23 protein-coding genes and 1 tRNA gene are annotated in these 24,656 nt (G+C 33.3%); 14 read left to right on the top strand and 10 right to left on the bottom strand.

The features are described 5' to 3' along the window. Window positions 1–37: 37 nt before the first annotated feature. A complete protein-coding gene (locus E0F89_RS00795) occupies window positions 38–553 on the bottom strand; it encodes a peptidase (RefSeq protein WP_131907966.1) in 516 nt (171 codons plus the stop codon). A gap of 212 nt (window positions 554–765) precedes the next feature. Between E0F89_RS00795 and tatA the strand changes: the two genes are divergently transcribed. Together tatA and E0F89_RS00785 are read left to right on the top strand one after the other, a co-directional pair. After that, on the top strand, window positions 766–939 hold the full coding sequence (gene tatA, locus E0F89_RS00790) for a twin-arginine translocase TatA/TatE family subunit (RefSeq protein ID WP_131907965.1): 174 nt from the start codon (window positions 766–768) through the stop codon (window positions 937–939). 169 nt (window positions 940–1,108) lie between these two features. Then, the gene (locus E0F89_RS00785) at window positions 1,109–1,714 is read left to right on the top strand and encodes a porin family protein (protein WP_131907964.1); all 606 of its coding nucleotides are present in this window, start codon (window positions 1,109–1,111) and stop codon (window positions 1,712–1,714) included. Between the two features lie 97 nt (window positions 1,715–1,811). Here the strand turns inward: E0F89_RS00785 and E0F89_RS17290 are convergent, their stop codons facing one another. The 3 genes from E0F89_RS17290 to E0F89_RS00775 all read right to left on the bottom strand — a co-directional run bounded on the left by E0F89_RS17290 (window position 1,812) and on the right by E0F89_RS00775 (window position 5,178). Next, a complete protein-coding gene (locus tag E0F89_RS17290; RefSeq protein ID WP_243699450.1) occupies window positions 1,812–2,402 on the bottom strand; it encodes a DUF4143 domain-containing protein in 591 nt (196 codons plus the stop codon). Between the two features lie 288 nt (window positions 2,403–2,690). Beyond that, entirely contained in the window at window positions 2,691–2,900 is a 210-nt protein-coding gene (locus tag E0F89_RS17285; RefSeq protein ID WP_243699449.1) for an AAA family ATPase, read from the bottom strand. Window positions 2,901–3,054: 154 nt separating this feature from the next. Further along, complete coding sequence (locus E0F89_RS00775; RefSeq protein WP_131907963.1) at window positions 3,055–5,178, bottom strand: Tex family protein; 2,124 nt, start codon at window positions 5,176–5,178, stop codon at window positions 3,055–3,057. A gap of 64 nt (window positions 5,179–5,242) precedes the next feature. Here E0F89_RS00775 and E0F89_RS00770 point away from each other — a divergent pair, with 64 nt between their 5' ends. After that, window positions 5,243–5,521 carry a DUF1294 domain-containing protein gene (locus E0F89_RS00770; protein WP_131907962.1) on the top strand — a complete coding sequence of 93 codons (279 nt, stop codon included), beginning with the start codon at window positions 5,243–5,245 and terminating at the stop codon, window positions 5,519–5,521. Here E0F89_RS00770 and rpiB read toward each other — a convergent pair. Then, entirely contained in the window at window positions 5,518–5,946 is a 429-nt protein-coding gene (gene rpiB, locus E0F89_RS00765) for a ribose 5-phosphate isomerase B (RefSeq protein WP_131907961.1), read from the bottom strand. The two genes, E0F89_RS00770 and rpiB, sit on opposite strands and share 4 nt — an antisense overlap. 729 nt (window positions 5,947–6,675) lie before the next feature. After that, window positions 6,676–6,909, bottom strand: coding sequence for a DUF2007 domain-containing protein (locus tag E0F89_RS00760; protein ID WP_113635759.1), 234 nt, complete (start codon window positions 6,907–6,909; stop codon window positions 6,676–6,678). Window positions 6,910–7,029: 120 nt separating this feature from the next. On the opposite strand from E0F89_RS00760, the gene rnr reads away from it, so the two are divergent. The 3 genes from rnr to E0F89_RS00745 are packed head-to-tail and all read left to right on the top strand — an operon-like array spanning window position 7,030 to window position 10,661. Beyond that, window positions 7,030–9,219 carry a ribonuclease R gene (rnr, locus tag E0F89_RS00755; protein ID WP_131907960.1) on the top strand — a complete coding sequence of 730 codons (2,190 nt, stop codon included), beginning with the start codon at window positions 7,030–7,032 and terminating at the stop codon, window positions 9,217–9,219. Between the two features lie 5 nt (window positions 9,220–9,224). Beyond that, window positions 9,225–9,941 carry a head GIN domain-containing protein gene (locus E0F89_RS00750; protein ID WP_243699448.1) on the top strand — a complete coding sequence of 239 codons (717 nt, stop codon included), beginning with the start codon at window positions 9,225–9,227 and terminating at the stop codon, window positions 9,939–9,941. Between the two features lie 42 nt (window positions 9,942–9,983). Next, the gene (locus tag E0F89_RS00745; protein ID WP_131907959.1) at window positions 9,984–10,661 is read left to right on the top strand and encodes a LysE family translocator; all 678 of its coding nucleotides are present in this window, start codon (window positions 9,984–9,986) and stop codon (window positions 10,659–10,661) included. Between the two features lie 621 nt (window positions 10,662–11,282). Here the strand turns inward: E0F89_RS00745 and E0F89_RS00740 are convergent. Then, window positions 11,283–11,353: transfer RNA gene (locus E0F89_RS00740), tRNA-Cys, on the bottom strand. A 105-nt stretch (window positions 11,354–11,458) separates the two neighbouring features. After that, window positions 11,459–11,818: a dihydroneopterin aldolase gene (gene folB / locus E0F89_RS00735; RefSeq protein WP_131907958.1), complete on the bottom strand. Its 360-nt coding sequence runs from the start codon at window positions 11,816–11,818 to the stop codon at window positions 11,459–11,461. Between the two features lie 126 nt (window positions 11,819–11,944). Here folB and E0F89_RS00730 point away from each other — a divergent pair, with 126 nt between their 5' ends. The 4 genes from E0F89_RS00730 (at window position 11,945) to E0F89_RS00715 (ending at window position 15,406) form a co-directional block, all read left to right on the top strand. Continuing rightward, a complete protein-coding gene (locus E0F89_RS00730; RefSeq protein ID WP_131907957.1) occupies window positions 11,945–14,047 on the top strand; it encodes a glutamine--tRNA ligase/YqeY domain fusion protein in 2,103 nt (700 codons plus the stop codon). A gap of 304 nt (window positions 14,048–14,351) precedes the next feature. Beyond that, a complete protein-coding gene (locus tag E0F89_RS00725) occupies window positions 14,352–14,762 on the top strand; it encodes a YtxH domain-containing protein (RefSeq protein ID WP_131907956.1) in 411 nt (136 codons plus the stop codon). A 17-nt stretch (window positions 14,763–14,779) separates the two neighbouring features. Continuing rightward, window positions 14,780–15,130, top strand: coding sequence for a phage holin family protein (locus E0F89_RS00720; RefSeq protein WP_131907955.1), 351 nt, complete (start codon window positions 14,780–14,782; stop codon window positions 15,128–15,130). 3 nt (window positions 15,131–15,133) lie between these two features. Beyond that, the gene (locus tag E0F89_RS00715; RefSeq protein ID WP_131907954.1) at window positions 15,134–15,406 is read left to right on the top strand and encodes a DUF6327 family protein; all 273 of its coding nucleotides are present in this window, start codon (window positions 15,134–15,136) and stop codon (window positions 15,404–15,406) included. A gap of 29 nt (window positions 15,407–15,435) precedes the next feature. Here E0F89_RS00715 and E0F89_RS00710 read toward each other — a convergent pair whose 3' ends face one another. Next, window positions 15,436–16,416 carry an SPFH domain-containing protein gene (locus E0F89_RS00710; RefSeq protein ID WP_131907953.1) on the bottom strand — a complete coding sequence of 327 codons (981 nt, stop codon included), beginning with the start codon at window positions 16,414–16,416 and terminating at the stop codon, window positions 15,436–15,438. A gap of 78 nt (window positions 16,417–16,494) precedes the next feature. Between E0F89_RS00710 and E0F89_RS00705 the strand changes: the two genes are divergently transcribed. Then, window positions 16,495–17,136 carry an outer membrane beta-barrel protein gene (locus E0F89_RS00705; protein ID WP_131907952.1) on the top strand — a complete coding sequence of 214 codons (642 nt, stop codon included), beginning with the start codon at window positions 16,495–16,497 and terminating at the stop codon, window positions 17,134–17,136. 70 nt (window positions 17,137–17,206) lie between these two features. Here E0F89_RS00705 and gltX read toward each other — a convergent pair whose 3' ends face one another. Continuing rightward, window positions 17,207–18,712: a glutamate--tRNA ligase gene (gene gltX / locus E0F89_RS00700; RefSeq protein WP_131907951.1), complete on the bottom strand. Its 1,506-nt coding sequence runs from the start codon at window positions 18,710–18,712 to the stop codon at window positions 17,207–17,209. Between the two features lie 153 nt (window positions 18,713–18,865). On the opposite strand from gltX, the gene E0F89_RS00695 reads away from it, so the two are divergent. The 3 genes from E0F89_RS00695 (at window position 18,866) to mnmG (ending at window position 24,600) form a co-directional block, all read left to right on the top strand. Next, complete coding sequence (locus tag E0F89_RS00695) at window positions 18,866–22,168, top strand: DUF4175 family protein (protein ID WP_131907950.1); 3,303 nt, start codon at window positions 18,866–18,868, stop codon at window positions 22,166–22,168. Further along, on the top strand, window positions 22,165–22,584 hold the full coding sequence (gene ybeY, locus E0F89_RS00690; protein WP_131907949.1) for an rRNA maturation RNase YbeY: 420 nt from the start codon (window positions 22,165–22,167) through the stop codon (window positions 22,582–22,584). The genes E0F89_RS00695 and ybeY overlap by 4 nt, the downstream gene beginning before the upstream one ends. Window positions 22,585–22,728: 144 nt before the next feature. Next, the gene (gene mnmG, locus E0F89_RS00685; RefSeq protein WP_131907948.1) at window positions 22,729–24,600 is read left to right on the top strand and encodes a tRNA uridine-5-carboxymethylaminomethyl(34) synthesis enzyme MnmG; all 1,872 of its coding nucleotides are present in this window, start codon (window positions 22,729–22,731) and stop codon (window positions 24,598–24,600) included. The last annotated feature ends 56 nt before the right edge of the window (window positions 24,601–24,656 follow it).

Here is a 24,656-nt window from a genome sequence, read left to right as displayed (position 1 = left end):
CACGAAGACTCTAGGTTATTTAAGCTGAAAACTGTTTTTACTTTTTTGAGTTTCGGCTCCCTTCCCTTTGGGGAGGGTTGGGGTGGGGATTCTCCTCTTTCGCTACTTGTTCCCGCAGTTCCAGTTCTGGTTTTGATGGTGATAAATCAACTGGTGTACTAATTTCATCTGCTGCTTCCAGTATCGAGTCTTTATTGAATTTAGCATATTCTAATTCTCCCGTCAATACTTTCTGGATCGATTTGATATAGGCTTCATTTCTTTTTAAAGCCTTGGATAAAGAATCTGATTTCAAGGCTAATTCCGTTGCGTCTCGCTTTAATTTTGACGAAGAATAGCCTGGTATGAATTCCCGTAAAGGAGTGAAAGCGATTATAAAGGTAGTAACGAAAATGATAATTATTGCTCCTAAAGATGCTACCACAAAAACGTTCATTAAAGTAAGTTTCAATGAAAAAGTTTCTTCAAATGTATCTTCGTTTAGTATGATTAAACGTCGTTTATTGAATAGTTTTTCTTTGATTTTTTTTCGTTTTTGTCTTTTCTTGGACATGTAAATTGATTATTGAACAAATATAACAATTATTGTCGTTGCTTGTATTCCGTTGTTTTTCTTGATTATTACAAATCTAAATTAATTTTTAATAAATTTTTAACGCTTTTGAAACCAAATAAATGCGGTTAAATGAATTTCCGTAAACTAATTCTATATACCTTTGCTTTCAGGTTTATTACAAATTTGCTTCGGCTATAAATTATACTATCATGGGAAGATTAGGTGTTACAGAAATCCTTATTATATTGGCGGTTGTTTTATTACTTTTTGGTGGTAAAAAAATCCCGGAGCTTATGAAAGGTTTAGGAAGCGGAATCAAAGAATTCAAAAACGCGTCTAAAGACGGTCAGCCAGCTGATAAAAAAGAAGAAGAAACAAAATAAAAAAAGTCCCTAGATCTAGGGACTTTTTTATGCTTATAAATAATTTATAATAAGTATACTATTTAATATTTACTTTAAAAATAGTTAATGCAAATTTTATTTTTCATTTTTCTTTTTATATAAGAATTTACTTATTACTTTTGTGGTAAATAATTTAAATACTTAAAAAATGAAAAGAGTTTTACTTTCATTATTTGCTTTAGCTTCTTTTGGATTGGCTAATGCTCAAATAAAAGAAAAAGGTACCGTGGAAATTACCCCAAAAATTGGTGTTTCCAGTTTTGCAGAGTTCTCTAATAGAGATAATACCAATTACAATTCCGGTGTTGAATTAGGAGCAACTGTTGATTACTATTTTAATAACAGATGGAGTTTACGTTCAGGATTAATTGCTGATAAAATGGGCTCAAGAATTGAAGATGCTGGAAATGTATATGAAGACGAATTGAAATATTTAAGCATTCCAGTTAATGCGAACTGGCATTTCGGAAGCACTCGTAAATGGAATTTAAATTTCGGGTTAAGTCCTTCATTTTTAACTAGTTCTACATTTATTGAAAACGGAAACAAAACTACTATTCCTGAAAGCGCTATAGAATCTTTCCAATTAGGTTTAACGTATGGAATTGGATATAAAATTGGAATTAATGATAAATTTGGGATTCTAATTGACGCTCAATTTTTCAGTGGGATGACTAATATAAATAAAGCTACACAAGAACGAATTACAAATAATGGTTACAGCTTAAATGTAGGAGGAGTTATTCAACTATAAAAAATACAATACTTTTAAAAAGCCAGTTTTTCTTTTAGTGATTTGAAACTGGCTTTTTTTTTGTCTTTTACAACCCCATCTTCAGCTGGATTCGTTTTCAAAGTACATAATCTAAATAATTCTCCTTATTGATGATTTCGAAGCTTGCTTCTGGATACGACTTTGCAAATTCAGTTGGAATTTTTGATTTTGCTTTTCTGTATTTATATTCAAAAGCCGATAACCGCTGGTCTTTTTCTTCAATTCGATCTATTTCTTGTTTGGTATGGTTACGCCAAAAATAATCGTGAACAAAATTTTGGGTATAACTCATTTTTTTTATTCTTTCGGAATTCAAGTAATTTTCCCAAAGCTTGCCAACATCTTCTCTACTATTTAATGGATTAAACGAATTGATAATGGCATTTCGATTACCATTATCCACAAAATACCATTGTTTTATTTTAGTGATTTCGTTATCCCTATTTCTACTAAATCCTGATACACTGTAAATTATAAAGACTTTGCTAAATAAATCCAAATACTTTTCGACCGTGTTTTTGCTAATTTGCAAATCACGACCCACACTTTCGAGTGACAATTCGCTACCGGTTTTAATAGCAACAATTTGAAGTAAAGCAATAATTTTATCTCTTTTTTTGATGCCTTCAAAAGCAAAAATATCTCGTAACAATTGGGTGTTTACCAACTCTTTTAAATAACTTATTTTATCTTCTCGATTACTAATATGGCTCTATTCAGGATAACTCCCCAATATTAATCAATCTTCTAAATTATTTCGGGTTTCGAGTAAATTTTCATTTTTGCCATATTCTATATGTGAAATCGGATATAAATTAACTGTTTTCATTCATCCAACCAATGGTTCTCCTAATTGATTATTTATTTCAAATGCTGTAGAACCCTTTACCAAAATTTTCAAATCTTCGATAGTGTCCACCATCAATTTTAGTTTTTTGCCAGTTTCAGGTATTTCTTATGCCTCATCTATTATTAACAATTTCCTGTCTCCAAGCAATCTTTTAAAATTTGCCGTACTCTGAATTTCTAATAAATTAGGTGATTTTATGTCGTCTCCGTTTAGAAAAAGAACTTTCTCAAGTACTTTTCCCATAAGTTTCTTAATCGATTCGGTCTTGCCTACAAGCCTTGCGCCCAATAGTACAATTACTTTGTTGGCTTGCATTTTTTGCAAAACTGAATCAAGTGCCAATCTATCTATTTCCTTAAAATTTAGATTTTAAAACAGCACAAGGATAACTTATTTATTGATTACCGTCAGCAAGGTGACGGTATTTTATTAATTTCCGTCAATTAATTGACGGAAATATATATATATATTATAAAATCATCGTCAACTGAATTCTCTTTCTATCTTCGTCAACTTCCGTTACTTTAACCTGAACATGCTGGTGTAATTTTACCACTTCATTTACGTCACTTACAAAACCCGCTTTGAGTTGGGAAATGTGAACCAAACCGCTTTCTTTAACTCCAATATCCACAAAACAACCAAAATTGGTAATGTTATTGACAATTCCCGGTAAAACCATTCCTGTTTTTAAATCTTTAATAGTTTTCACATTCGGGTCAAATTCAAAAACTTTAGCTGATTTTCTTGGGTCTAATCCTGGTTTTTCGAGTTCTTTGATAATGTCTTTCAATCCCAATAAACCTATTTCTGATGTAATGTAATTTTCTGGTTTTATCAAAGCTGTTTTTTCTTTATTGGCAATCAAATCATGCACTGTCAATTTCAAGTCTTTTGCCATTTTTTCGACAATTCCATAGGCTTCGGGATGAACCGCGGAATTATCCAAAGGGTTTTTGGAATTCGAAATTCGGATAAAAGCAACGCCTTGCTGGTATGCTTTTTCGCCCAAACGAGGCACTTTTTTCAGTTGTTTTCGATCAGTAAATGGACCATTTTCTGAGCGATAATTAACAATATTTTCAGCCAGCTTCTCTCCTATTCCACTCACATAACTCAGTAAATGTTTACTCGCCGTATTAATGTTTATCCCAACTGAATTCACGCAACGTATCACCGTATTGTCTAATTCTTCTTTGAGTTTGGTTTGGTCTACATCGTGTTGGTATTGGCCTACGCCAATGGCTTTCGGGTCAATTTTAACCAATTCAGCCAACGGATCACTCAATCGTCTTCCGATAGAAACCGAACCTCGAACCGTAACATCATAATTAGGAAATTCTTCTCTAGCAATTTTCGAAGCAGAATACACAGATGCTCCCGCTTCGGAAACGATAAAAACCTGAACTGGCTTATCAAAAGCAATTTTCTTAATAAAGAATTCGGTTTCTCTCGAAGCCGTTCCGTTTCCTATGGAAATCGCATCTATTTTATAAGAATTCACCATCGAACGAATTTTTTTCATCGCCATCGCTTCCTCTTTTTGAGGTGCATGCGGATAAATGGTTTCGTTATATAATAAATCTCCTTTTTCGTCCAAGCAAACAATTTTACATCCGCTTCTAAAACCTGGATCAATCGCAAGAATTCGTTTTTCACCCAAAGGCGGTGCTAACAATAATTGTCCCAAATTATTCGCAAAAACCTGAATAGAATTGGCGTCAGCCTTGGCTTTAGCTTCTTGCAAAGCTTCGTTTGAAATGGCAGGATTCAGCAATCTTTTATAACTGTCTTCGATAGCCAGTTGAACGTGTGGCGTGGTTTTATTTTGAGCTTTTAAAATTAAAGTATCAATAATATCATACGCTTCATCAATATCAACTTCTACTTTAAACTTGATAAAGCCTTCATTTTCGGCACGAAGCATCGCTAATAATCTGTGCGAAGGTGCTTTAGTCAGCGGCTCTGACCATTCAAAATATTGACTGAATTTCTGCGCCGCTTCGTCGTCTTTTTTCGTTTTTACAACTTTAGTAGTGATGGTGGCTTTGCGTTCGTACAATCTTCGGAGTTGCTTTCGAACATAAATATTTTCATTAATCCACTCCGCAATAATATCTCTGGCGCCTTGCAATGCTGCATCCTCGTTGATGACATTTTCGTTCAAATATTTTGTCGAAATAAAATCGACATCATCATTATTTTGCGCCATGATGATTTTGGCTAATGGCTCTAATCCGTTTTCTCGGGCAGTATCGGCTTTTGTTTTTTTCTTCTTTTTAAAAGGCAGATAAAAATCTTCCAATTCCTGTAAATCGAAACTTTGCTGGATTTTTTTTTCTAATTCTGGGCTAAGCGCATTTTGTTCTTGAATCGATTTTAAAATCGCTTCTTTGCGTTTTACTACCGCTTCATATTCCTTTTGAAATTTGGCAATTTGCTCAATAAAAACCTCGTCCAAATTACCGGTTTTATCTTTCCGATAACGCGAAATAAAAGGAATGGTGCAATCTTCCTGTAATAATTGAACGGTATTTTGAATGTTTATTGCTGCTGTTTGAACAGACTTAGCTATGAATTGTATGTTAGTCATTTTAAATTTAAGATTATAAAATCATATTGCTAAAATAGTATCTTTGAGTCAAAACTCCTTTTTTATGTCTTTTTTATTCTGGTATTTTCCGCTTATTAATTTAGTTGCTTTTTCAACAACAGGACTAGACAAATGGCTCGCCATACAGCAAAAATGGAGAATTTCAGAACGTAATTTATTGTTTACAAGTATTCTGGGCGGAACAATTGGTTCCGGGTTAGCCATGCTTTTCTTTAGACATAAAACCTCAAAAGAAAGCTTCCTTTTGAGGTTTTACGGAATTATAGTAATACAAATTTTAATCCTTTTTGTACTTTTTTATTTTGGAATAATAGAGTACTAACAAGAAATTTTATCCACTCTATTTTGGTGTCTTCCACCTTCAAATTCAGTGTTTAAAAAGGCTTCTACCATTTCTACCGCTTGTGGAATCGAAGTAAAACGAGCAGGAATACTAATAATATTGGCATCGTTATGCTGACGGGCTAAAACTGCAATTTCCTTCATCCAGCATAGAGCAGCACGAACTTTAGATTGTTTATTAGCTGTCATTGAAATTCCGTTTCCGCTTCCGCAAATAATAATTCCAAAATCAACTTTTCCTTCAGCAACATCTGTGGCAACAGGACGTCCAAAATCAGGATAATCCACGCTTTCTGTTGAATCGGTTCCGTAATTCGTTACTTCATGTCCTTTTGCCTGAAGCATTTCAACAATTGCTTTTTTGTAATCCGGTCCTGCGTGATCGTTTCCTATGGAGATTTTCATAATATATGTTTTAAGTTGTGTGTGGCAAATTTAAATAAAGAAATCTATTCTAATGAATTAAATAAAGCTTCTTTATTTGATAATTTCAATTCAAAAGCAGTATGCAAATTACATTCAATATTTAGTTTTGTAACTATCAGATTATGATTTATTTAGCAGTTATCAACAATTCTATTAAATGTATAATTAGCTGTCAATCAATGAAAACTTTATATTATAAATGTTAAAAATTTGCATTGTTAATAGCAAAACGCAATTGCTTGATATTCAGTTAACTTTAAATTAACATACTATGTTCATAACTTTGGATAGAAAATAAGAACTATTTTTTGGTTGTATCGAAAAAAAAAGTAATCCAAAACCCAGTTTTTAAATCCTAATTTAGTTTGATGAATTTTTAGAATAGTTATCAATATTAAAAAGTAGGTTATCAACAAAAAACCGTGGTGTGAGTTATTTACAAAACCAATAGTTTTTCTGTTATCAACCATTGTTAATTAAAATCTAAAAACACTTTAAAACTAATACTTTATCCTAAAATAAGTATGTTGATAACTCCCGATAACATCTTTTAACTTGATTTCAATACATTTTAAAATAAATTTATTGCCACTATTAACAAGCTATAATAACAACCAAAAAATAATTTAAATTTAATTTTTCTTTTTTATTATATTAATATATGTTGACAACTTTCAAAAATTTAAAGTCAAAAAATTGATTTCAGATCTAAACGATTTTCAATTTGTTGTTTAAGTTGTCTAATAATTCCTGAACTTTTTCAAAATCGTTGAAATGAATTTTGAGTTTAATTCCACCGTAAGCGAAACTTCCAAACGGATCAATAGAAACCAATGTTTCATTTTCAAAAAAATAGTTAATCTCTTCCTGCTCCAGCAAATGCTTTATAACTACAATTTCATGCGAATAATTAAAAATTGCAATTGTTTGAAATTCTTCCATTTTTTGATACTTTTTATAAAGATACAACTATTCTGTAAAGTTATATTTTCTTTAAAACTGTGTACTCTGTACTGATAACAGTTTAGTATTTTGTAATTTTAGACTTTTAAGAACACATTTATGAGTAAAAGATTAAGAAAGCCGATAAAAAAAGGGAAAGATTTCTCTGAAAAAATTATAAAAATATTATCGCAAAGTGCTAATAAAGCATTCAACTACAAACAAATAGGAGCAAAGCTAGAGCTTGACGATACCGAAAGCAGAAATCAAATTATCAAAGATTTGAAGATTTTGGCTTCTCAAAATAAAATTATAGAATCAGAACCAGGTAAGTACTTAGTTAAAGCTGAAAGTAAAGAGTATTACGAAGGTAAGATTGACATGACAGGACGTAAAACAGCTTATTTTGTTTGTCCTGATATGGAAGAAGATGTCTTTATTCCTACAAATAACTTAAACCATGCTTTAGACAAAGACATTGTCAAGGTTTATGTTTACAATCGCAGAAAAGGAAAAAGACCGGAAGGTGAAGTAATTGAAGTTGTAGAAAGACATAAAACTGATTTTGTTGGTGTAATTGACATTCAAGCTAATTTTGCTTTTGTATCCACTGCAAATCCAAAAATGTACACTGATATTTTTATTCCAAAGGATAAAATAGGCGAGGCTGAGCAAGGAGATGTAGTTTTGGTTCATATCGAAGATTGGCCAGCCAGAGCTGATAGTCCTTTTGGTTCCGTAATAAAAGTTTTAGGGAAACCAGGAGAACACGATACAGAAATCCATGCAATTCTTGCTGAATACGGTTTGCCGTCAGAATTTCCTATTGAAGTGGAAACGTTTGCACAAAAAATTGATACTTCGATAGAAGAAAGTGAAATTGCCAAACGACGCGACATGCGTGATACGTTGACTTTTACCATTGATCCAAAAGATGCTAAGGATTTTGATGATGCACTTTCATTCAAAAAATTAGAAAATGGTAATTACGAAATTGGTATTCACATTGCTGATGTTTCGCATTATCTTCAAGAAGGAACAATCTTAGATGATGAAGCGTATCAAAGAGCAACTTCGGTTTACTTAGTGGATAGAGTAGTGCCAATGTTACCCGAAGTATTATCAAATTTTGCGTGTTCGTTACGTCCAAATGAAGAAAAATATACGTTTTCGGCTATATTCGAAATTACCGAAACATCTCAAGTAGTGAATCAATGGTTTGGAAGAACAGTAATTTATTCTGATCAGCGTTTTGCTTACGAAGAAGCGCAGTACATCATAGAAACCAAAGATGATTTGATTCCGGAAGAAATTTCGATTACAGGAAGTTCATATCAAGTTTCAGCAGAAATTGTTGCTGCGACGCTAAAAATGGATGAATTAGCTAAAATTTTTAGAAAAAGAAGAATGGCCGAAGGAGCGATTTCTTTTGATAAAGTAGAAGTGAAGTTCAATCTTGATGAAGCCGGTGAACCTCAAGGCGTTTATTTTAAAGTTTCAAAAGATGCGAATCATCTGATTGAAGAATTCATGCTTTTAGCCAATAAAAAAGTAGCGGAATACATTGGAAAACAAAAAAAGACTTTCATTTACAGAATTCACGATGAGCCAAATGAGGATAAACTTTTTGCGATGCAAGCCGTTATTGCCAAGTTTGGACATAAAATTGATTTTAAGCAAGGTTCTATTTCACAAGCTTTGAATAAATTAATGGAAGATGTAAATGGTAAAAAAGAGCAAAATCTTATTGATACTCTTGCGATTAGAAGTATGAGTAAAGCCAAATATTCTACTGATAACATAGGACATTATGGTCTGGCTTTTGATTATTATTCGCATTTTACCTCACCAATTCGTCGTTATCCCGATGTCATGGTGCATCGATTGTTGCAGCATTATCTGGACGGAGGAAAATCAGTTGATGAAGAAACATATGAAACAAAATGTTTGCATTCGTCAACAATGGAAGGTTTGGCAACCAATGCGGAACGCGATTCGATCAAATATATGCAGGTAAAATACATGCAGGATCATCAGGATCAGGAATTTTTAGGAGTAATTTCTGGTGTGACAGAGTGGGGAATTTATGTTGAAATCATCGAAAATAAATGTGAAGGAATGTGCAGAATTCGGGATATAAAAGACGACTACTACACCTTTGACGAAAAACAATATGCACTAACCGGCGCAACTTCTGGTAAATTATTACAATTAGGAGATGAAATTTACGTTAAAGTAAAAAATGCCGATTTAGTTAAAAAACAACTGGATTTTAATTTTATAAGAAGAATTGAAGAACCGTTAAAATAAAAAAAATGAAATCAAAGATTCACGATTACCAAAAAAGAAATATTAGAAATATGAGTAAAAAATTAGTGATTATTGCTTTTGTATTTTTAAGTCAATTTACAAATGCTCAAGTAACCAGAAACTTAGGAGATTTTGATGAAGTTAAAGTTTTTGATAAAATAAATGTCAAATTAATTGAAGCTTCAGAAAACAAAATTGTAGTAACCGGAGCACGCGCTGAAGAAGTGGAAACGGTAAATAAAAACGGAGAATTAAAAATCAGAATGCCATTTCCTCAATTATTATCCGGCGAAGATATTATGGTTAAATTATATTTTAAAAGTCTGGAAAGTATTGCAGTCAGTGAGGGAAGTTATATTTCAAGTGAAAAAAATTTCAAACAAACAATCTTGAAATTGGATGCGAAATCAGGAGGAGAAATAAACTTGGATATAAATGTTGACAAAGTAAATATCAAAGCAAATGCTGGCGGAATTATTACTTTATCAGGAAAAGCGAAAAATCAAGATGTTGTAATTACTTCGGGCGGCATTCTAAACGCAAAGGATTTAGAGACTTCACAAACTACAATAAGTGTTGCTGCTGGCGGAAAATCAGAAATCCATGCGTCTACATTAGTTGATGCGAAAGTTCGTGCTGGAGGTTCTATTTTTATCTACGGGAAACCAAAACAGATTAACAAGGAAGTATTCATTGGCGGTACGATTTTAGAAAAAAATTAGTACTTTGGTTTAGATTTTAGGGGTAACAAATTTAAATTTTTAATGATAAACGATATTATAGCTGGTATTCCTTGGGGAATTTTCTTGAGTTTTATGATTGGTCCTGTTTTTTTTATTTTACTGGAAACAAGTATTATAAAAGGATTTAGAGCGGCTTTAGTATTTGATTTAGGGGTGATTTTAGGGGATATTGTTTTCATTGGAATTGCGTATTTAGGAAGTTACCGATTGATTCAAAGTTTAAAAGATCAACCTGCTCTTTTCATATTTGGTGGAGTATTAATGTTGGCTTATGGTATAATTTCTTTCATACAGTTAAAAAAAGAACAGAAAATCAATACTGATATTATCGACAAAGAAATTGTCAAAAAAAACTATTTAAGTCTTTTTATTAAAGGTTTTTTGTTGAACATTATCAATGTTGGCGTACTTGGCTTTTGGTTGGCAATTATTATTTCGGTTGGACCAAAACTAGAAATGCAAACACCCAGAATGATCACTTTTTTTGTTGCAGTTATTGGAACATATTTGTTTGTTGACTGCATCAAAATTCTGTTGGCGAAGCAATTAAAAACAAAGCTAACACCGGTAAATATTCTAAAGATTAAAAAAGTAATCAGTATAGTAATGATGGTTTTCGGAATGGTTTTAATCACACAAGGTTGGTTCCCGGAAGAAAAAGAAATGGTAAAAGAGGCATTCGATAGAATTGATAATTAATATATTTTAAATTTTTATAAAATAGTAAAAGCCTTGAATCTAAATAATAAGATTCAAGGCTTTTTTATTTAAACAATTAAGTTATTTATGTTTTTTTAACCATTAAGAAATTAAAAAAAATTAAGTCTAAAGCTTGATGGAATTTAATTTCTTAATTGTTAAAAATTTAAACACAGCTAAAACCCTCTGTTTTTAGAAATATTTTAGAGTCATCACATGAATTTCCCGAAAAGATTGGAACCCTATTTATACTTAATTTTTCCTAAAAATTTGACATAAAAAAAGAGACACATTTCTGTATCTCTTTTAGAGGCATCTCCCGAAGCTTCGGGACGGATTCGAACTATAACTTTACTTAATTTTTCCTAAAAATTTGACCTAAAAAAAAGAGACACATTTCTGTATCTCTTTCAGAGGCATCTCCCGAAGCTTCGGGACGGATTCGAACTATGACTTTACTTAATTTTTCCTAAAAATTTGACCTAAAAAAAAGAGACACAATTCTGTATCTCTTTTAGAGGCATCTCCCGAAGCTTCGGGACGGATTTGAACTATAATTTTATTTAATTTTTCCTAAAAATTTGACATAAAAAAACCTCCAAATTGCTTTGAAGGTTTTAGAGGCATCGTCCGGATTCGAACCGGAGTAGGAGCTTTTGCAGAGCCCAGCCTAGCCACTCGGCCACGACGCCAATTATTTATTGGTTTGCAAATATACTAAAAAAGTTAAAAAAGGAAAGCCAATAACCACAAAGTTTCAAAAATTATTAACTGCTAATTTATAGTTCATAATTGAGTTAACTTCTGTATTCTTCCATTTCAATAGTAACTGCTTCAACATCACCGCCAATAGGAGGGTTTAGTTTAGAAACAGCAACAATAATTCTGGAAATTTCAGGAATTTCTTCAAATATTCTCGTCAAAATACGGTGTGCGACATGTTCTAATAAGTCCGAACGAATCGCCATTTCTTCTACAACAATACGATTCAACAGCACGTAATCAACAGTATCTTTCAAATTATCCGTAATACTGGATTTTCTGAAATCTGTCTTAACCTCTAAATTTACGGTATAATCAGAGCCAATTTTTCCCTCTTCGATTAAGCAACCGTGGTAGGAGTAGGTTCTGATATTTTGAAGTTTTATAATTCCCATTATTTTATTTTTTTGTTTAAAATTGTAAAGTCTATAGAGAAATTGCTAACTTTTCATAGGTTTCTATGGAAACATTAAACTTTTAACCTCAAACTTTTTTTATCTTTGCTAAAATAAAACAAAAAAATGTCAACTGAAGAAAAATCGCTCCATTTTATAGAACAAATCATTGAAGACAGTTTATCAAACGGTTTTCACCAGGATAAATTACGTTTTCGTTTTCCGCCCGAGCCTAACGGGTATTTACATATTGGTCATGCAAAATCAATTTGCTTGAATTTTGGAATGGGTTTAAAATACAATGCGCCGGTTAACTTGCGTTTTGATGATACAAATCCAGCGAAAGAAGAGCAAGAATATGTAGATGCAATCAAAGAAGATTTGCAGTGGTTGGGTTTCAGTTGGGCCGAAGAACGATATGCATCGGATTACTTCCAACAATTATACGATTGGGCTGTAAAAATGATTAAAAACGGTAAGGCTTACATTGACAGTCAATCATCAGAAGAGATGGCCGCGCAAAAAGGTACGCCCACACAATCGGGTGTTGACGGACCTTTCAGAAACCGTTCTGTTGAAGAAAATATGACTTTATTCGAGGCAATGAAAAATGGTGATTTTCCGGAAGGAAGTCATGTTTTACGCGCTAAAATTGATATGGCTTCGACGAATATGTTGATGCGCGATCCATTGATGTATCGTGTTTTACACCGCCATCATCACAGAACCGGAAACGATTGGAAAGTTTATCCAATGTATGATTTTGCACATGGCGAAAGTGATTATATTGAACAAATTTCGCATTCTGTTTGTACGCTGGAATTTGTAATGCATAGAGAATTATACAATTGGTTTTTAGACCAAATTTATGATGACTCAAAAGTAAGACCACATCAATATGAATTTGCACGTTTGAACTTGAATTACACGGTAATGAGCAAGCGAAAATTGTTGCAATTGGTACAGGAAAACATAGTAAATGGTTGGGATGATCCCAGAATGCCTACGATTTCAGGACTGAGAAGAAGAGGATATACAGCAAATTCTATTCGTAAGTTTTGTGATATAATTGGCGTTGCCAAAAGAGAAAATATAATCGATTTTTCACTTTTAGAATTTTGCTTGCGCGAAGATTTAAATAAAACTGCTCCAAGGGTTATGGCGGTTTTAGATCCGATAAAATTAGTAATCACAAATTATCCGGAAGATAAAGAAGAATGGCTGGAAGCCGAAAACAATCAGGAAGATGAAAGCGCAGGATTTAGAAAAGTTCCTTTTTCAAAAGAATTATTTATAGAACGAGAAGACTTTCTTGAAGATGCTCCTGCGAAGTTTTTCCGATTGAGTTTAGGCAGAGAAGTACGTCTAAAAAACGCTTATATCATTAAAGGAGAAAGTGTGGTAAAAGATGCTGCAGGGAATATCACTGAAATTCATGTAACTTATGATGAAGACAGCAGAAGCGGAAGTGGGAGCGAAGCCAGTCAACGAAAAGTCGCTGGAACCTTGCATTGGGTTTCGATACAACATGCTTTAGAAGCAGAAGTTCGTCTGTACGATCGCTTGTTTATCGATGAAGCACCAGACAGTCATAAGGAGAAAAATTTCTTAGAATTTATGAATCCTAGTTCGTTACAAATTGTAAAAGGATTTGTAGAACCAAGTTTGGCAACGGTTCAGTCTGGGGAGAAATTTCAGTTTCAACGTTTGGGTTATTTCAATGTGGATAAAGATTCCACCGAAGGTAAAATTGTCTTCAATAAAACCGTTGGATTGAAAGATGCTTGGGAAGAAAAAGGCAAAAAAGAAGAAAATTTATTGATGAATACTCAAAAAGAAATCAATAAATATGTAAAAGAAAAAGACGAAAACAATGCCAATTTGATTCTTAGCAACATTGTTGAAAATATAAAAAGTATTGATAACTACAGTTTAATTATTCAGACTATTGTCAAAAATATCAAGAATGATAATAACTCGTTGTTGTTTTCAAATCTGATTTTACATCATTCAGATAGTGTTCAAGTAAAAGATATCGAAGAAGAAGCTTTAACAAAATTGTACACGATGTCTTTAAAAAGTCAAATGGCAGCCGTTAGAATTTTAGCTATCGAAAATTTGCAAAATGATTTGAGTAATTTTAGTCTTTTTCAAACACAACTTTCAGAATTAAAAACGAACGAGAAAAACGAAAAAGTGCTGGAATTATTAAAGGATCTTAAAATATAAGATTTATTTTTTAGATAGATTTTACCAATTCAAAGTCCTCTTTTTAGAGGGCTTTTTTTATTATTGTAATTTCTTATAAAAATTTGTTTTATTATAACTATTTCCAATTAAAAGTGACTTTTATTAACTGATTTTAAGACGTTTTTTTTGGAAAGACATGAGTTAGTATAAAATTTTAAATTAAGTGCAGTAGCGGTCTTTATTTGTTTTTTATCTTATATAATTTACAGATTAACGAGTTGTTAACGAGGATCTGTTAATAAATCAGTATCTTTATAATAGAAACTTTTTAAAATTAAGAATTATGTCAAGTAGTACAGGAAATACAATGTTAGCTGTTTTAACAGGAGCGGCTATTGGAGCTGGAATTGGAATTTTGTTCGCACCTGATAAAGGTTCGAATACTAGATTAAAAATTAGGGAAGGTTTGGACGATGCAACAAATGGAATAAAAAATAAATTAGATAAAGCTTCATTACAATTGGGTGACAATTTTGCCATAGCTAAATTTGACCTGGAGGGTGCATATCAAGATTTACTTTCCAATATAAGTTTTAAAACTGAAGAGGTGATTTCATTTTTGGAAGAAAAGTTAGCCGAAGCTAAGAAGCAAAACGCAAAGCTTCATAAAAATGTGGATTCGAACATTTATGAAGTACCTAAGAGTGACGCCCCTAATTTTACTTCAACTAATGTTGATTCACCTATTTATTAAATCCTTAAAACTGATACATGGCTTTTGATGAATTAAAAGAAAATAAAGAGGAAATACAAGACCAGATACATGCGTACATAAAAAGTAATGTGGCGTATTATAAATTATTGGGTTTCAAAGTAGCGATGAAATCTACTACCATGATTTTTAAGTTTACACTGATTTTCATGTGCTTTAGTATGGTTTTATTGTTTTGTTCGATAGCAGGGGCACTAGCAATAGGCAATTATTTGAATAATTATCCATTGGGATTTTTAATAATAGGGGGAATATATCTTGTGGTAACCGGTCTTCTGTTTTTAATTAAAGAAAGAATTTTTGAGGGTTCAATAATGGAGAAATTTTCAGAAAAATTTTTTAAAGACTAAATTATGGAAAAAAAAATATATTCTTCTTACGCTCAAATTGATAGAGAGCTGGAGATTTTAAAGATTGAAAAAGAAATCAGTTATCAAAAATTGGTTTTTGGAGTAAAGAAAACTAAGGAAAGCTTTTCGCCCCAACATATTGTAGGTGACTTAATCGGAAAGTATAGTGCTGCTATTCCTTATGGAGCGATCGTTTCAACGGCGGCTCCTTTTATATTAAATAAAGCAGTTCCATTTATCAAAAATTGGTTTGCAAAAAGAAAAAGAGGCGTTTAAGCCTCTTTTTTTATAATGTTTAAATATTTTTATTCTTCTGTTTCGGAAGTATCCGATTCTTCCTGTATTTCAGCAGCACTTTCCCTTCTTGAATTCACTTTTTCACTTCTTCTTTTCATTAATTCACCTACTTGATTGGAAGCGCTGAATGAAGCAATCATGTTGTTAAGCATGTCGCTTCCAGCTTGTGGAGAATTTGGTAGTAAAATCAGATTTGAATTTGCGTCAGCACCAATAGCTTGCAGTGTATCATAATGTTGTGTTACCACAATCAATGCCGAAGCTTCCTGAGAATTGATTCCAACTCTGTTTAAGACATCTACACTTTCTACTAAACCTTTTGCAATTTCTCTTCTTTGGTTTGCAATACCTTGTCCTTGTAAACGCTTGCTTTCTGCTTCTGCTTCCGCTTTGGCCACAATTCTAATTCTGGATGCTTCAGCTTCAAATTCAGCTACTGTTTTTTCCCTGTCGGCTGCATTGATTCTGTTCATCGCATTTTTCACTTGAATATCCGGATCAATATCCGTTACCAAAGTATTGATAATGGTGTAACCATAAGTAGTCATGGCTTCATTCAATTCTCTTTTTACAGCAATGGCAATATCATCTTTTCTTTCAAAAACATCATCCAGTTTCAGTTTTGGAACTTCGGCACGAACAACATCAAATACATAAGAAGTAATTTGATCGTGCGGATATTCCAGTTTATAAAAAGCGTCATAAACAGTCTCCTTGATAACCATAAACTGAACCGAAACTTTAAGTTTCACAAAAACGTTGTCTTTGGTTTTTGTTTCAATGATAACATCTAATTGTTGAATTTTTAGATTCACACGTCCTGCAATTCTGTCAATTAATGGAATCTTTAAATGCAGACCGGATTGTCTGATACTTAAAAATTTTCCAAATCGCTCTACAACAACAGCTGTTTGCTGTTTGACTGTAAAAAATGAAGAAAGTAAAATGAAAAACCCGAAGACGAGTAGGATAATTAAAGCAATGTTCATAATGTTTTTATTTTTAGTTAAAAATTATCTCACAATTTACAAAAAAACTTTAGGTTTGTCTTTGTAAATTCTAATTATATGAGAAAAATATCACTTAGTTTAGTTTTTGTCTTCTGTACAGTGGCTGCTTTTTCCCAATATAAATACAGGGATTCTAACAGGATAGGAATCAGTTTTGGTGTTAACCAATTTACGTTAAACACGAACAATTTCCAAACAAAACCTGAATTAGGATGGAATGCAGGACTTTCCATGCGAGGAAATTTCTATAATAATTGGGATATGGTTTATGCCATTCAGTTTAGTGAAAATAACTTTTCTGTTGCAACGAACACTTTGACTTTGGCAAAAGAAGATGTAAATTATAAATTAGCTTCCGCTCAAATATCTCTTCAAGCCAGTTATAAAATTATAGAAAGTCGTTTGAGTATCGAGATCGGACCCATTGTCCAAATTAATGGAAAATTAAATTTGGATAACAAAGAGGAGAATAATATTATTACAGGAACGACATTATTCGCTAAAGATATTAGAGCTATTTCTACTTTTAATTTTTATCCAACCGTGGGAATCACGTTTGGAGTTCGTCATTTCAGAGCTAATATTTCCTATCAATATGGAGTTAATAACATGCTCGAAAACCTAAACAACAAGAATTTAGGAGTCAATTTCAAAGGAAATCCTGGAATACTAAACGGAAATTTGATTATTTATTTGTAAAATTTATAACTTTTGAAGTTTATAAAGTAAAAAGCTTCTAGCCTTCAAAAGGTTAGAAGCTTTATTAGTTTTAAAGAGTTGCTATTGCTTTTTGAATTCTGTTAATCGTTTCGTCTTTTCCAATTACTTCAACGATATCAAATAGGTGAGGACCTTTTAGCGCTCCAACTAAACTTAAACGAAATGGTTGCATTACTTTTCCCATTCCAATTTCATTTTTCGTCATCCATTCTTTCACAATCGTTTCGATATTCATAGAAGTGAAATCAGTTATTTCTTCTACAACAGAAATTAATTCCTGCATTAGTGCCGGTGTTTCTTCCTTCCAGTTTTTGCTTGCTTTTTCATCATAGGCAGTTGGAGCTACAAAAAAGAAATCACTCATTTCCCAAAATTCAGAAACAAAATGCGCGCGTTCCTTGATTAAAGAAACCACTTTAGTTAGAACAGTATCATTTACAGAAAATCCTTTTTCTATTAAAATAGGAGCATAGGCTTTCGCCAAAGTTGCATCTTCCTGTTTGATTAAATATTGGTGATTGAACCATTTGTTTTTTTCAGGATCAAATTTAGCTCCGGATTTATGAACTCTGTTCAAGTCAAATGCTGTAACTAATTCTTCCAGCGAGAATAATTCTTTATCGGTTCCGTCGTTCCAACCTAATAATGCTAAAAAGTTAATTACGGCTTCCGGGAAAAATCCTTTTTCTCTGTAACCGGATGAAACGCCTTCTTCAGTTTTCCAATCCAATGGAAATACAGGAAATCCCATTTTGTCACCATCACGTTTGGATAATTTTCCGTTTCCAACAGGTTTCATAATCAAAGGTAAATGGGCAAATTCCGGTGCTTCCCAACCAAATGCTCTGTACAATAAAACGTGTAAAGGCATTGATGGTAACCATTCTTCACCACGAATTACGTGAGACGTTTCCATTAAATGATCATCTACAATATTAGCCAAATGATACGTTGGCATACCGTCACTTTTGAACAATACTTTATCGTCTAAAAGATTTGTTTCAAATTTTACTTCACCACGAATAATGTCATGTAAATGCAACGTTTCATTCACCGGAGTTTTAAAACGTATTACATAATGTTCTCCAGCAGCAATTCTTTTAGCAGTTTCATCTGCAGAAATCACTAACGACGTGTCCAGTTTTTCTCTGTTGGTATGATTGTATATAAACGTTTTTCCTTGTTCTTCTTCTAATTTTCGTGCTGCATCCAAAGCTTCAGCTGTATCAAAAGCATAATACGCATTTCCGGAATTGATTAATTCAGCAGCATATTGTTGGTACAAATCTTTTCTTTCGCTTTGACGGTATGGACCAAATTTTTCATTTTTACCAATAGTTTCATCGGGCGCAATTCCTAACCATTCCAGCGCTTCCATGATATATGCTTCGGCACCCGGAACAAAACGGTTTTGGTCCGTATCTTCAATTCTCAGGAAGAAAACGCCATTGTTTTTTTTGGCAAACAAATAATTGAATAATGCGGTACGAACTCCGCCAATATGTAAAGGTCCAGTTGGACTTGGTGCAAAACGCACCCGAACTTGTTTAGACATTGCTGTAAATTTTTGGCGAAGATACAAATTCGATTTCTCATGTTATTATCTGAAAATGAGATAATGGAAGTTTAATTAGTTTGATGATTTTTAACATTTCTTTATTCATATAAATTATTATATTTATTGGTTACAAAAAGCAAAGTATAAATTTTGGAAAATCAGCAATTTATTTATCAGAAATTAGAAGCTTTCATCAGGAAGTTTTACACCAATGAATTGATACGGGGAACTATTTTCTTTATCGGTTTAGGATTGTTGTATTTGCTTTTTACGCTTTTTGTTGAATATTTTCTTTGGCTCAAGCCAATGGGAAGAACGATTTTATTTTGGACTTTCGTTGGAGTAGAAGTGTATTTGTTGTTCCGTTTTATTTTGTTTCCAATTTTCAAATTATTCAAACTTCAAAAAGGAATCGATTACAATCAGGCTTCGGTAATTATTGGAAATCATTTTACTGAGGTGAAGGATAAGCTAACTAACTTTTTACAATTATCAAATCCAAATGAACATCAGAATAAATCGGAATTATTGGTCGCCTCGATTGAACAAAAAGCCAATGCGTTGCAACCAATTCCTTTTGGGAATGCCATAAATTATAATGGAAACAAAAAGTATTTTCCTTTGGCTTTAATTCCAATTTTGCTATTTGCTTTCTTCTATTTCTCCGGAAACAGCAGTATGATTTCTCAAAGTTTGAATAGAGTAGTGAATTTTAATTCGGCTTTTTTGCCGCCTGCTCCTTTTAAATTCGTGGTTTTAAATTCGAATTTGCAAACCGAACAAGGAAAAGATTTTATACTTCGCATTAAAACAGAGGGGAAAGTAGTTCCAGAGAATGCGATGATTTTTATTGATGACGAAAGTTATTTCATGGAATCGACTAAAGCAGGAGAATTTCAATTTAAAATGGCAAAACCTTCAGAGAATATTTTGTTTCACGTGGAGGGAAATGCTATTTCTTCTCCGGATTATGAATTAAAAGTGATAACTGTTCCATCGATTGCTAATTTTGAAATGCAGTTAAACTTTCCTTTTTATTTGAATAAAAAATCAGAAACTATCAAAGGAACAGGAAATGCTGTTATTCCGGAAGGAACACGTGTGACTTGGAAAATGATCACACAAGCCACACAAAATGTAGTGTGGATGGATGGAATCTCGAAAGCTACTTTTTCAAAAACAGAAAACACCTTTGTTTTATCAAAAAATATAGTTCAAAACACAGATTATCAAATTCTTACTTCAAATGAGAAGGTAAAAAACTATGAAAAACTCAATTATCAGCTTACAATTGTCAAAGATCAGTTCCCAACGATTAATGTGAACAATGCGCCTGACAGTTTGAAGGTTTCTAAGAATTTTGTTTTAGGTCAAATATCGGATGATTACGGTTTGTCTAAACTTCAGATTGTTTATTACGAAAGAGAGAAGCCACAAACTGCCAAACGTGGAACAATTGCTATTAAAAAAAGTGCTGTCGATCAATTTGTATTTTCATTTCCAAGCAATCTTCCGGTGGTGCAAGGTGTGTCCTATGATTATTATTTTGAAGTTTTTGATAATGATGCAATACATAATTTTAAAAGCACGAAGTCTTCCGTTTTCTCTAATCGTGTCGCTACAGATGTAGAAAAGGAAGATCAAATTTTGCAACAACAAAATGACAACATTAATAGTTTAGAGAAGTCGTTAAAAAATCAGGACAAACAAATTTCTGAAATGGAGAAGTTGCAAAAAACGGGAAAAGAAAAAGAAAATCTGGATTTTAAAGATCAGCAAAAAGTAAATGATTTCATCAAACGCCAAATGAAACAGGATGAGATGATGAAAGAATTTACTAAAAAAATGAACGATAATTTGGAGCAATTTAAATCCGATAAAAAAGACGAATTAAAAGAAGAGCTTCAAAAACGTATGGACAAAGCCGAAAAGGAATTGGAAAAAAACCAGAAGCTTTTAGACGAATTGAAAGAGCTGAACGATAAGATTCAGAATGAAGAATTGTTGTCAAAGTTGGATAAATTTAAACAGAACAGTAAAAATCAAACTAAGAATTTGGAACAATTGGTGGAGTTGACTAAGAGGTTTTACGTAGAAAAGAAAGCGGTACAATTAGGAGACAAACTGGATAAGCTTTCTGATAAACAAGATAAACTATCCAATGATGACAAGGAAAATAAACTGGACAAACAGGAAGATATCAATGCTGAGTTTGACAAAATTCAAGAAGAATTAAATGATTTAGATAAAGAAAACAAGGAATTAAAATCACCGTTGGATTTACCTAAAGACGATGCGAAAGAAAAAAGCATTGACGAAGATTTAAAGAAAGCTTCTGAGGAATTGAAGAATGACAAGAAAGAAAAGGCAAAGCCAAATCAAAAAAATGCTGCTAAGAAAATGAAAGAGATGTCGCAAAAAATGACAGAATCGTTAGGGGAAGGAGAGATGGAACAGTTGCAGGAAGATGTTGCCATGTTGCGACAAATTTTGGATAATTTATTAGCGTTTTCTTTGTCACAGGAAGATCTGATGGACCAGTTTAAAAAGCATAAATCAGGGTCTCCTGCTTTTAATAAAAACATTAAAATCCAACAAGATTTAAAACAACAATTCAAGCATGTTGACGACAGTTTATTTGCGATGTCATTACGTAATCCAAAAATTGCGGAGGATATTACCAAAGAAATTGGTAATGTAATCTATAATGTAGATAAATCGTTGATCAGTTTGACAGATGCTCAGGTTTCCAAAGGTCTGTCGCATCAACAATACACCATTTCAGCGGCTAACAAATTAGCAGATTTTTTAAGCGACATGCTAAACAATATGCAAATGCAAATGTCAGGAATGGGAATCGGTAAACCTAAGCCTGGTCAAGGACAAGGAATGCAGTTGCCAGACATTATTAAAAAGCAAGAAGGTCTTGGCGAAAAAATGAAGGACGGAATCAAAAAGGGAGACAAACCCGGAGATGGCGAAAAGGGAAAAGATGGTAAGCAAGGAAAACATGGAGAATCGGGTCAAGAAGGAGATGAAGGCGAAGGTGATGCTCAAGCGATAATGGAAATTTATAAAGAGCAAAAACAGCTGCGGGAAGCGTTGCAAAACGAGCTCAATAAGCGAGGATTAGGTGGTAATGGCCAAAGCGCTTTGGAACAGATGAAACAAATTGAAAAGCAATTATTAAACAAAGGATTTAAGAATGAAACGCTTCAAAAGATATTGAATGTCAAACAGGAATTATTAAAATTAAACTCGGCTATACAACAACAAGGCGAAGAAAATAAGCGCCAATCTGAAACCAATAAAAAGGAGTATAATAATCAATCTAATGCGCTGCCAGCTGCTTTATTAGATTATTTGAATAGCATAGAAATATTAAATAGACAATCGTTACCTTTGCGCTCGAATTTTAATCAAAAGGTTCAAGAATATTTTAATAAAAAATGATCAATTTTAATTACGAAACTGACTTCAGTTTAGACAACGAGGAAGCTACTGCCGCTTGGCTGGGAAATGTTATCACCTCGGAAAACAAGAAAGAAGGAGAGATAAATTATATCTTTTGTGATGATGAATATCTTCATAAAATTAATGTGGAGTATCTGGATCATGATACATTAACGGATATCATCAGCTTTGATTATTCTATGGGTAATGAATTGCATGGAGACATTTTTGTTTCTATCGAAAGAGTAAAAGATAATGCTGCTGATTTCAATGTTTCTTTTGAAGAGGAATTAAAGCGTGTATTGGTTCATGGAATACTACACTATTGCGGCTACAAAGACAAAGGAGAATCTGAGGAGATCGTAATGCGTTCTAAAGAAGATGAAAAAATCGCTATGTTTCACGTGGAACAATAGTGTCGTTTTTAATTCCGGAATTAAAGTGTTTCACGTGGAACAAGTAGTATTGGTTTTAAAAATAAGGTTACGATGTTTCACGTGGAACAAAATATACAGATTTCAAAATTACAATCCTGAAGAAGGATTAAATTATAAAAGAAGATGTTTTTAAATGAATATGATGTGATAGTGGTGGGCGCTGGCCATGCCGGTTCAGAAGCTGCTGCCGCTGCCGCAAATTTGGGTTCAAAAACCTTATTGGTTACAATGAGCTTGCAGAACATTGCCCAGATGTCATGCAATCCAGCGATGGGCGGAATTGCTAAAGGACAAATTGTGCGTGAGATTGATGCGCTCGGAGGATACTCGGGAATTGTTTCGGATAGAACTGCAATCCAGTTCAAGATGCTGAACAAATCCAAAGGTCCTGCAATGTGGTCACCACGCGTTCAAAGTGACCGTATGCGTTTTGCTGAAGAATGGAGAATGATGTTAGAAGGAACTCCCAATCTTGATTTTTATCAAGAAATGGTTAAGGGTTTGATTATTGAAAACGGGAAAATAAAAGGAATCCGAACTTCACTTGGAGTAGAGATTCGTTCTAAATCTGTTGTGTTGACCAATGGGACTTTCTTAAATGGTTTGATTCATATTGGAGAAAAACAATTTGGAGGAGGAAGAGCAGGCGAGAGTGCTGCCCACGGAATTACCGAGGATTTAGTTGCCGCAGGTTTTGAATCGGGTCGAATGAAAACGGGAACGCCTCCAAGAGTAGATGGACGTTCTTTGGATTATTCGAAAATGAATGAGGAAAAAGGAGATGCGAAACCAGATAAATTTTCGTATTCCGATGTAACTTCTCCGTTGGTTCATCAGAGATCTTGTCATATGACGTACACGTCTCTGGATGTTCATGATATTTTGAGAGAAGGCTTTGATCGTTCACCAATGTTCAATGGGAGAATAAAAAGTCTTGGACCCAGATATTGTCCGTCCATTGAAGATAAAATAAATCGTTTTGCAGATAAAGAAAGACACCAATTATTTGTGGAGCCGGAAGGATGGAATACGTGCGAGGTTTATGTAAATGGATTCTCTACATCGCTTCCTGAGGATATTCAATTTAAAGCGTTGAGTTCTGTTGCGGGTTTTGAGAAAGTGAAATTCTTTCGTCCGGGTTATGCTATCGAGTATGATTATTTTCCGCCGACACAATTGAAACATACGTTGGAAACAAAACTTATTGAAGGATTGTACTTTGCTGGACAAATAAACGGAACTACAGGATATGAAGAAGCGGCTTCTCAAGGATTGATGGCCGGAATAAACGCGCATTTAAAAGTGCATGAAAAAGCGCCGTTAATTTTAAAAAGAGACCAAGCATATATCGGAGTTCTTATTGATGATTTAATCACTAAAGGAACAGAAGAGCCATACAGAATGTTTACTTCCCGTGCAGAATACAGAACGCTGTTGCGTCAGGATAATGCCGATTTTAGATTAACGCCTATGTCGCATGAAATTGGTTTGGCTTCCGAAGCGCGTTTGCGTAGAATGGAACACAAATTAAATGAATCTGAAAAAATGGTGGCTTTCTTCAAAGAAACAAGTGTCTCAGTTGCGGAAGCAAATCCTATTTTAGAATCAAAAGATACGGCGCTCATTACACAAGGAGATAAAATGTTCAAAGTATTCTCTCGTCCGCAGATTGATTTGGAGGATATGATCAAGTTTGAAAAGGTAGCTGCTTATGTTGCGGCAAATGATGTGGATCAGGAAATCTTGGAACAAGCAGAAATCCAAGTGAAGTATTCTGGATATATTGACAAAGAAAGAAACAACGCGGATAAACTGCTTCGATTGGAAGATGTGAAAATCCCTGAGAATTTTGACTATGAGAAAATTAAATCAATGTCGATTGAAGCAAAACAAAAATTAAGTAAGATTCGTCCGGTTACCATTTCTCAAGCATCAAGAATCAGTGGTGTTTCGCCAAGTGATGTTTCGGTGTTGTTGATTTATATGGGGCGTTGAGAAAGTAATCAGTAATCAGTTTACAGTGGTCAGATTAATACTGAATACTGCAGCTG

This window comes from Flavobacterium caseinilyticum, assembly GCF_004349085.1.
Lineage (GTDB): Bacteria > Bacteroidota > Bacteroidia > Flavobacteriales > Flavobacteriaceae > Flavobacterium > Flavobacterium caseinilyticum.
The sequence above is the reverse complement of the archived record's forward strand: the minus strand, read 5'-3'. Positions and strand labels throughout refer to the sequence as shown.

Coding starts and splice junctions, on each gene's coding strand:
- E0F89_RS00770 (WP_131907962.1), top strand. CDS start 5,243: ATGTCTTTTTTATTCTGGTATTTTCCGCTTATTAATTTAGTTGCTTTT.
- E0F89_RS00775 (WP_131907963.1), bottom strand. CDS start 5,178: ATGACTAACATACAATTCATAGCTAAGTCTGTTCAAACAGCAGCAATA.
- E0F89_RS00715 (WP_131907954.1), top strand. CDS start 15,134: ATGGAAAAAAAAATATATTCTTCTTACGCTCAAATTGATAGAGAGCTG.
- E0F89_RS00745 (WP_131907959.1), top strand. CDS start 9,984: ATGATAAACGATATTATAGCTGGTATTCCTTGGGGAATTTTCTTGAGT.
- folB (WP_131907958.1), bottom strand. CDS start 11,818: ATGGGAATTATAAAACTTCAAAATATCAGAACCTACTCCTACCACGGT.
- E0F89_RS00785 (WP_131907964.1), top strand. CDS start 1,109: ATGAAAAGAGTTTTACTTTCATTATTTGCTTTAGCTTCTTTTGGATTG.
- tatA (WP_131907965.1), top strand. CDS start 766: ATGGGAAGATTAGGTGTTACAGAAATCCTTATTATATTGGCGGTTGTT.
- E0F89_RS00720 (WP_131907955.1), top strand. CDS start 14,780: ATGGCTTTTGATGAATTAAAAGAAAATAAAGAGGAAATACAAGACCAG.
- rnr (WP_131907960.1), top strand. CDS start 7,030: ATGAGTAAAAGATTAAGAAAGCCGATAAAAAAAGGGAAAGATTTCTCT.
- rpiB (WP_131907961.1), bottom strand. CDS start 5,946: ATGAAAATCTCCATAGGAAACGATCACGCAGGACCGGATTACAAAAAA.
- E0F89_RS00795 (WP_131907966.1), bottom strand. CDS start 553: ATGTCCAAGAAAAGACAAAAACGAAAAAAAATCAAAGAAAAACTATTC.
- E0F89_RS00710 (WP_131907953.1), bottom strand. CDS start 16,416: ATGAACATTGCTTTAATTATCCTACTCGTCTTCGGGTTTTTCATTTTA.
- E0F89_RS00750 (WP_243699448.1), top strand. CDS start 9,225: ATGAAATCAAAGATTCACGATTACCAAAAAAGAAATATTAGAAATATG.
- E0F89_RS00725 (WP_131907956.1), top strand. CDS start 14,352: ATGTCAAGTAGTACAGGAAATACAATGTTAGCTGTTTTAACAGGAGCG.
- ybeY (WP_131907949.1), top strand. CDS start 22,165: ATGATCAATTTTAATTACGAAACTGACTTCAGTTTAGACAACGAGGAA.
- E0F89_RS00730 (WP_131907957.1), top strand. CDS start 11,945: ATGTCAACTGAAGAAAAATCGCTCCATTTTATAGAACAAATCATTGAA.
- E0F89_RS00760 (WP_113635759.1), bottom strand. CDS start 6,909: ATGGAAGAATTTCAAACAATTGCAATTTTTAATTATTCGCATGAAATT.
- mnmG (WP_131907948.1), top strand. CDS start 22,729: ATGTTTTTAAATGAATATGATGTGATAGTGGTGGGCGCTGGCCATGCC.
- E0F89_RS00705 (WP_131907952.1), top strand. CDS start 16,495: ATGAGAAAAATATCACTTAGTTTAGTTTTTGTCTTCTGTACAGTGGCT.
- E0F89_RS17285 (WP_243699449.1), bottom strand. CDS start 2,900: ATGCAAGCCAACAAAGTAATTGTACTATTGGGCGCAAGGCTTGTAGGC.
- gltX (WP_131907951.1), bottom strand. CDS start 18,712: ATGTCTAAACAAGTTCGGGTGCGTTTTGCACCAAGTCCAACTGGACCT.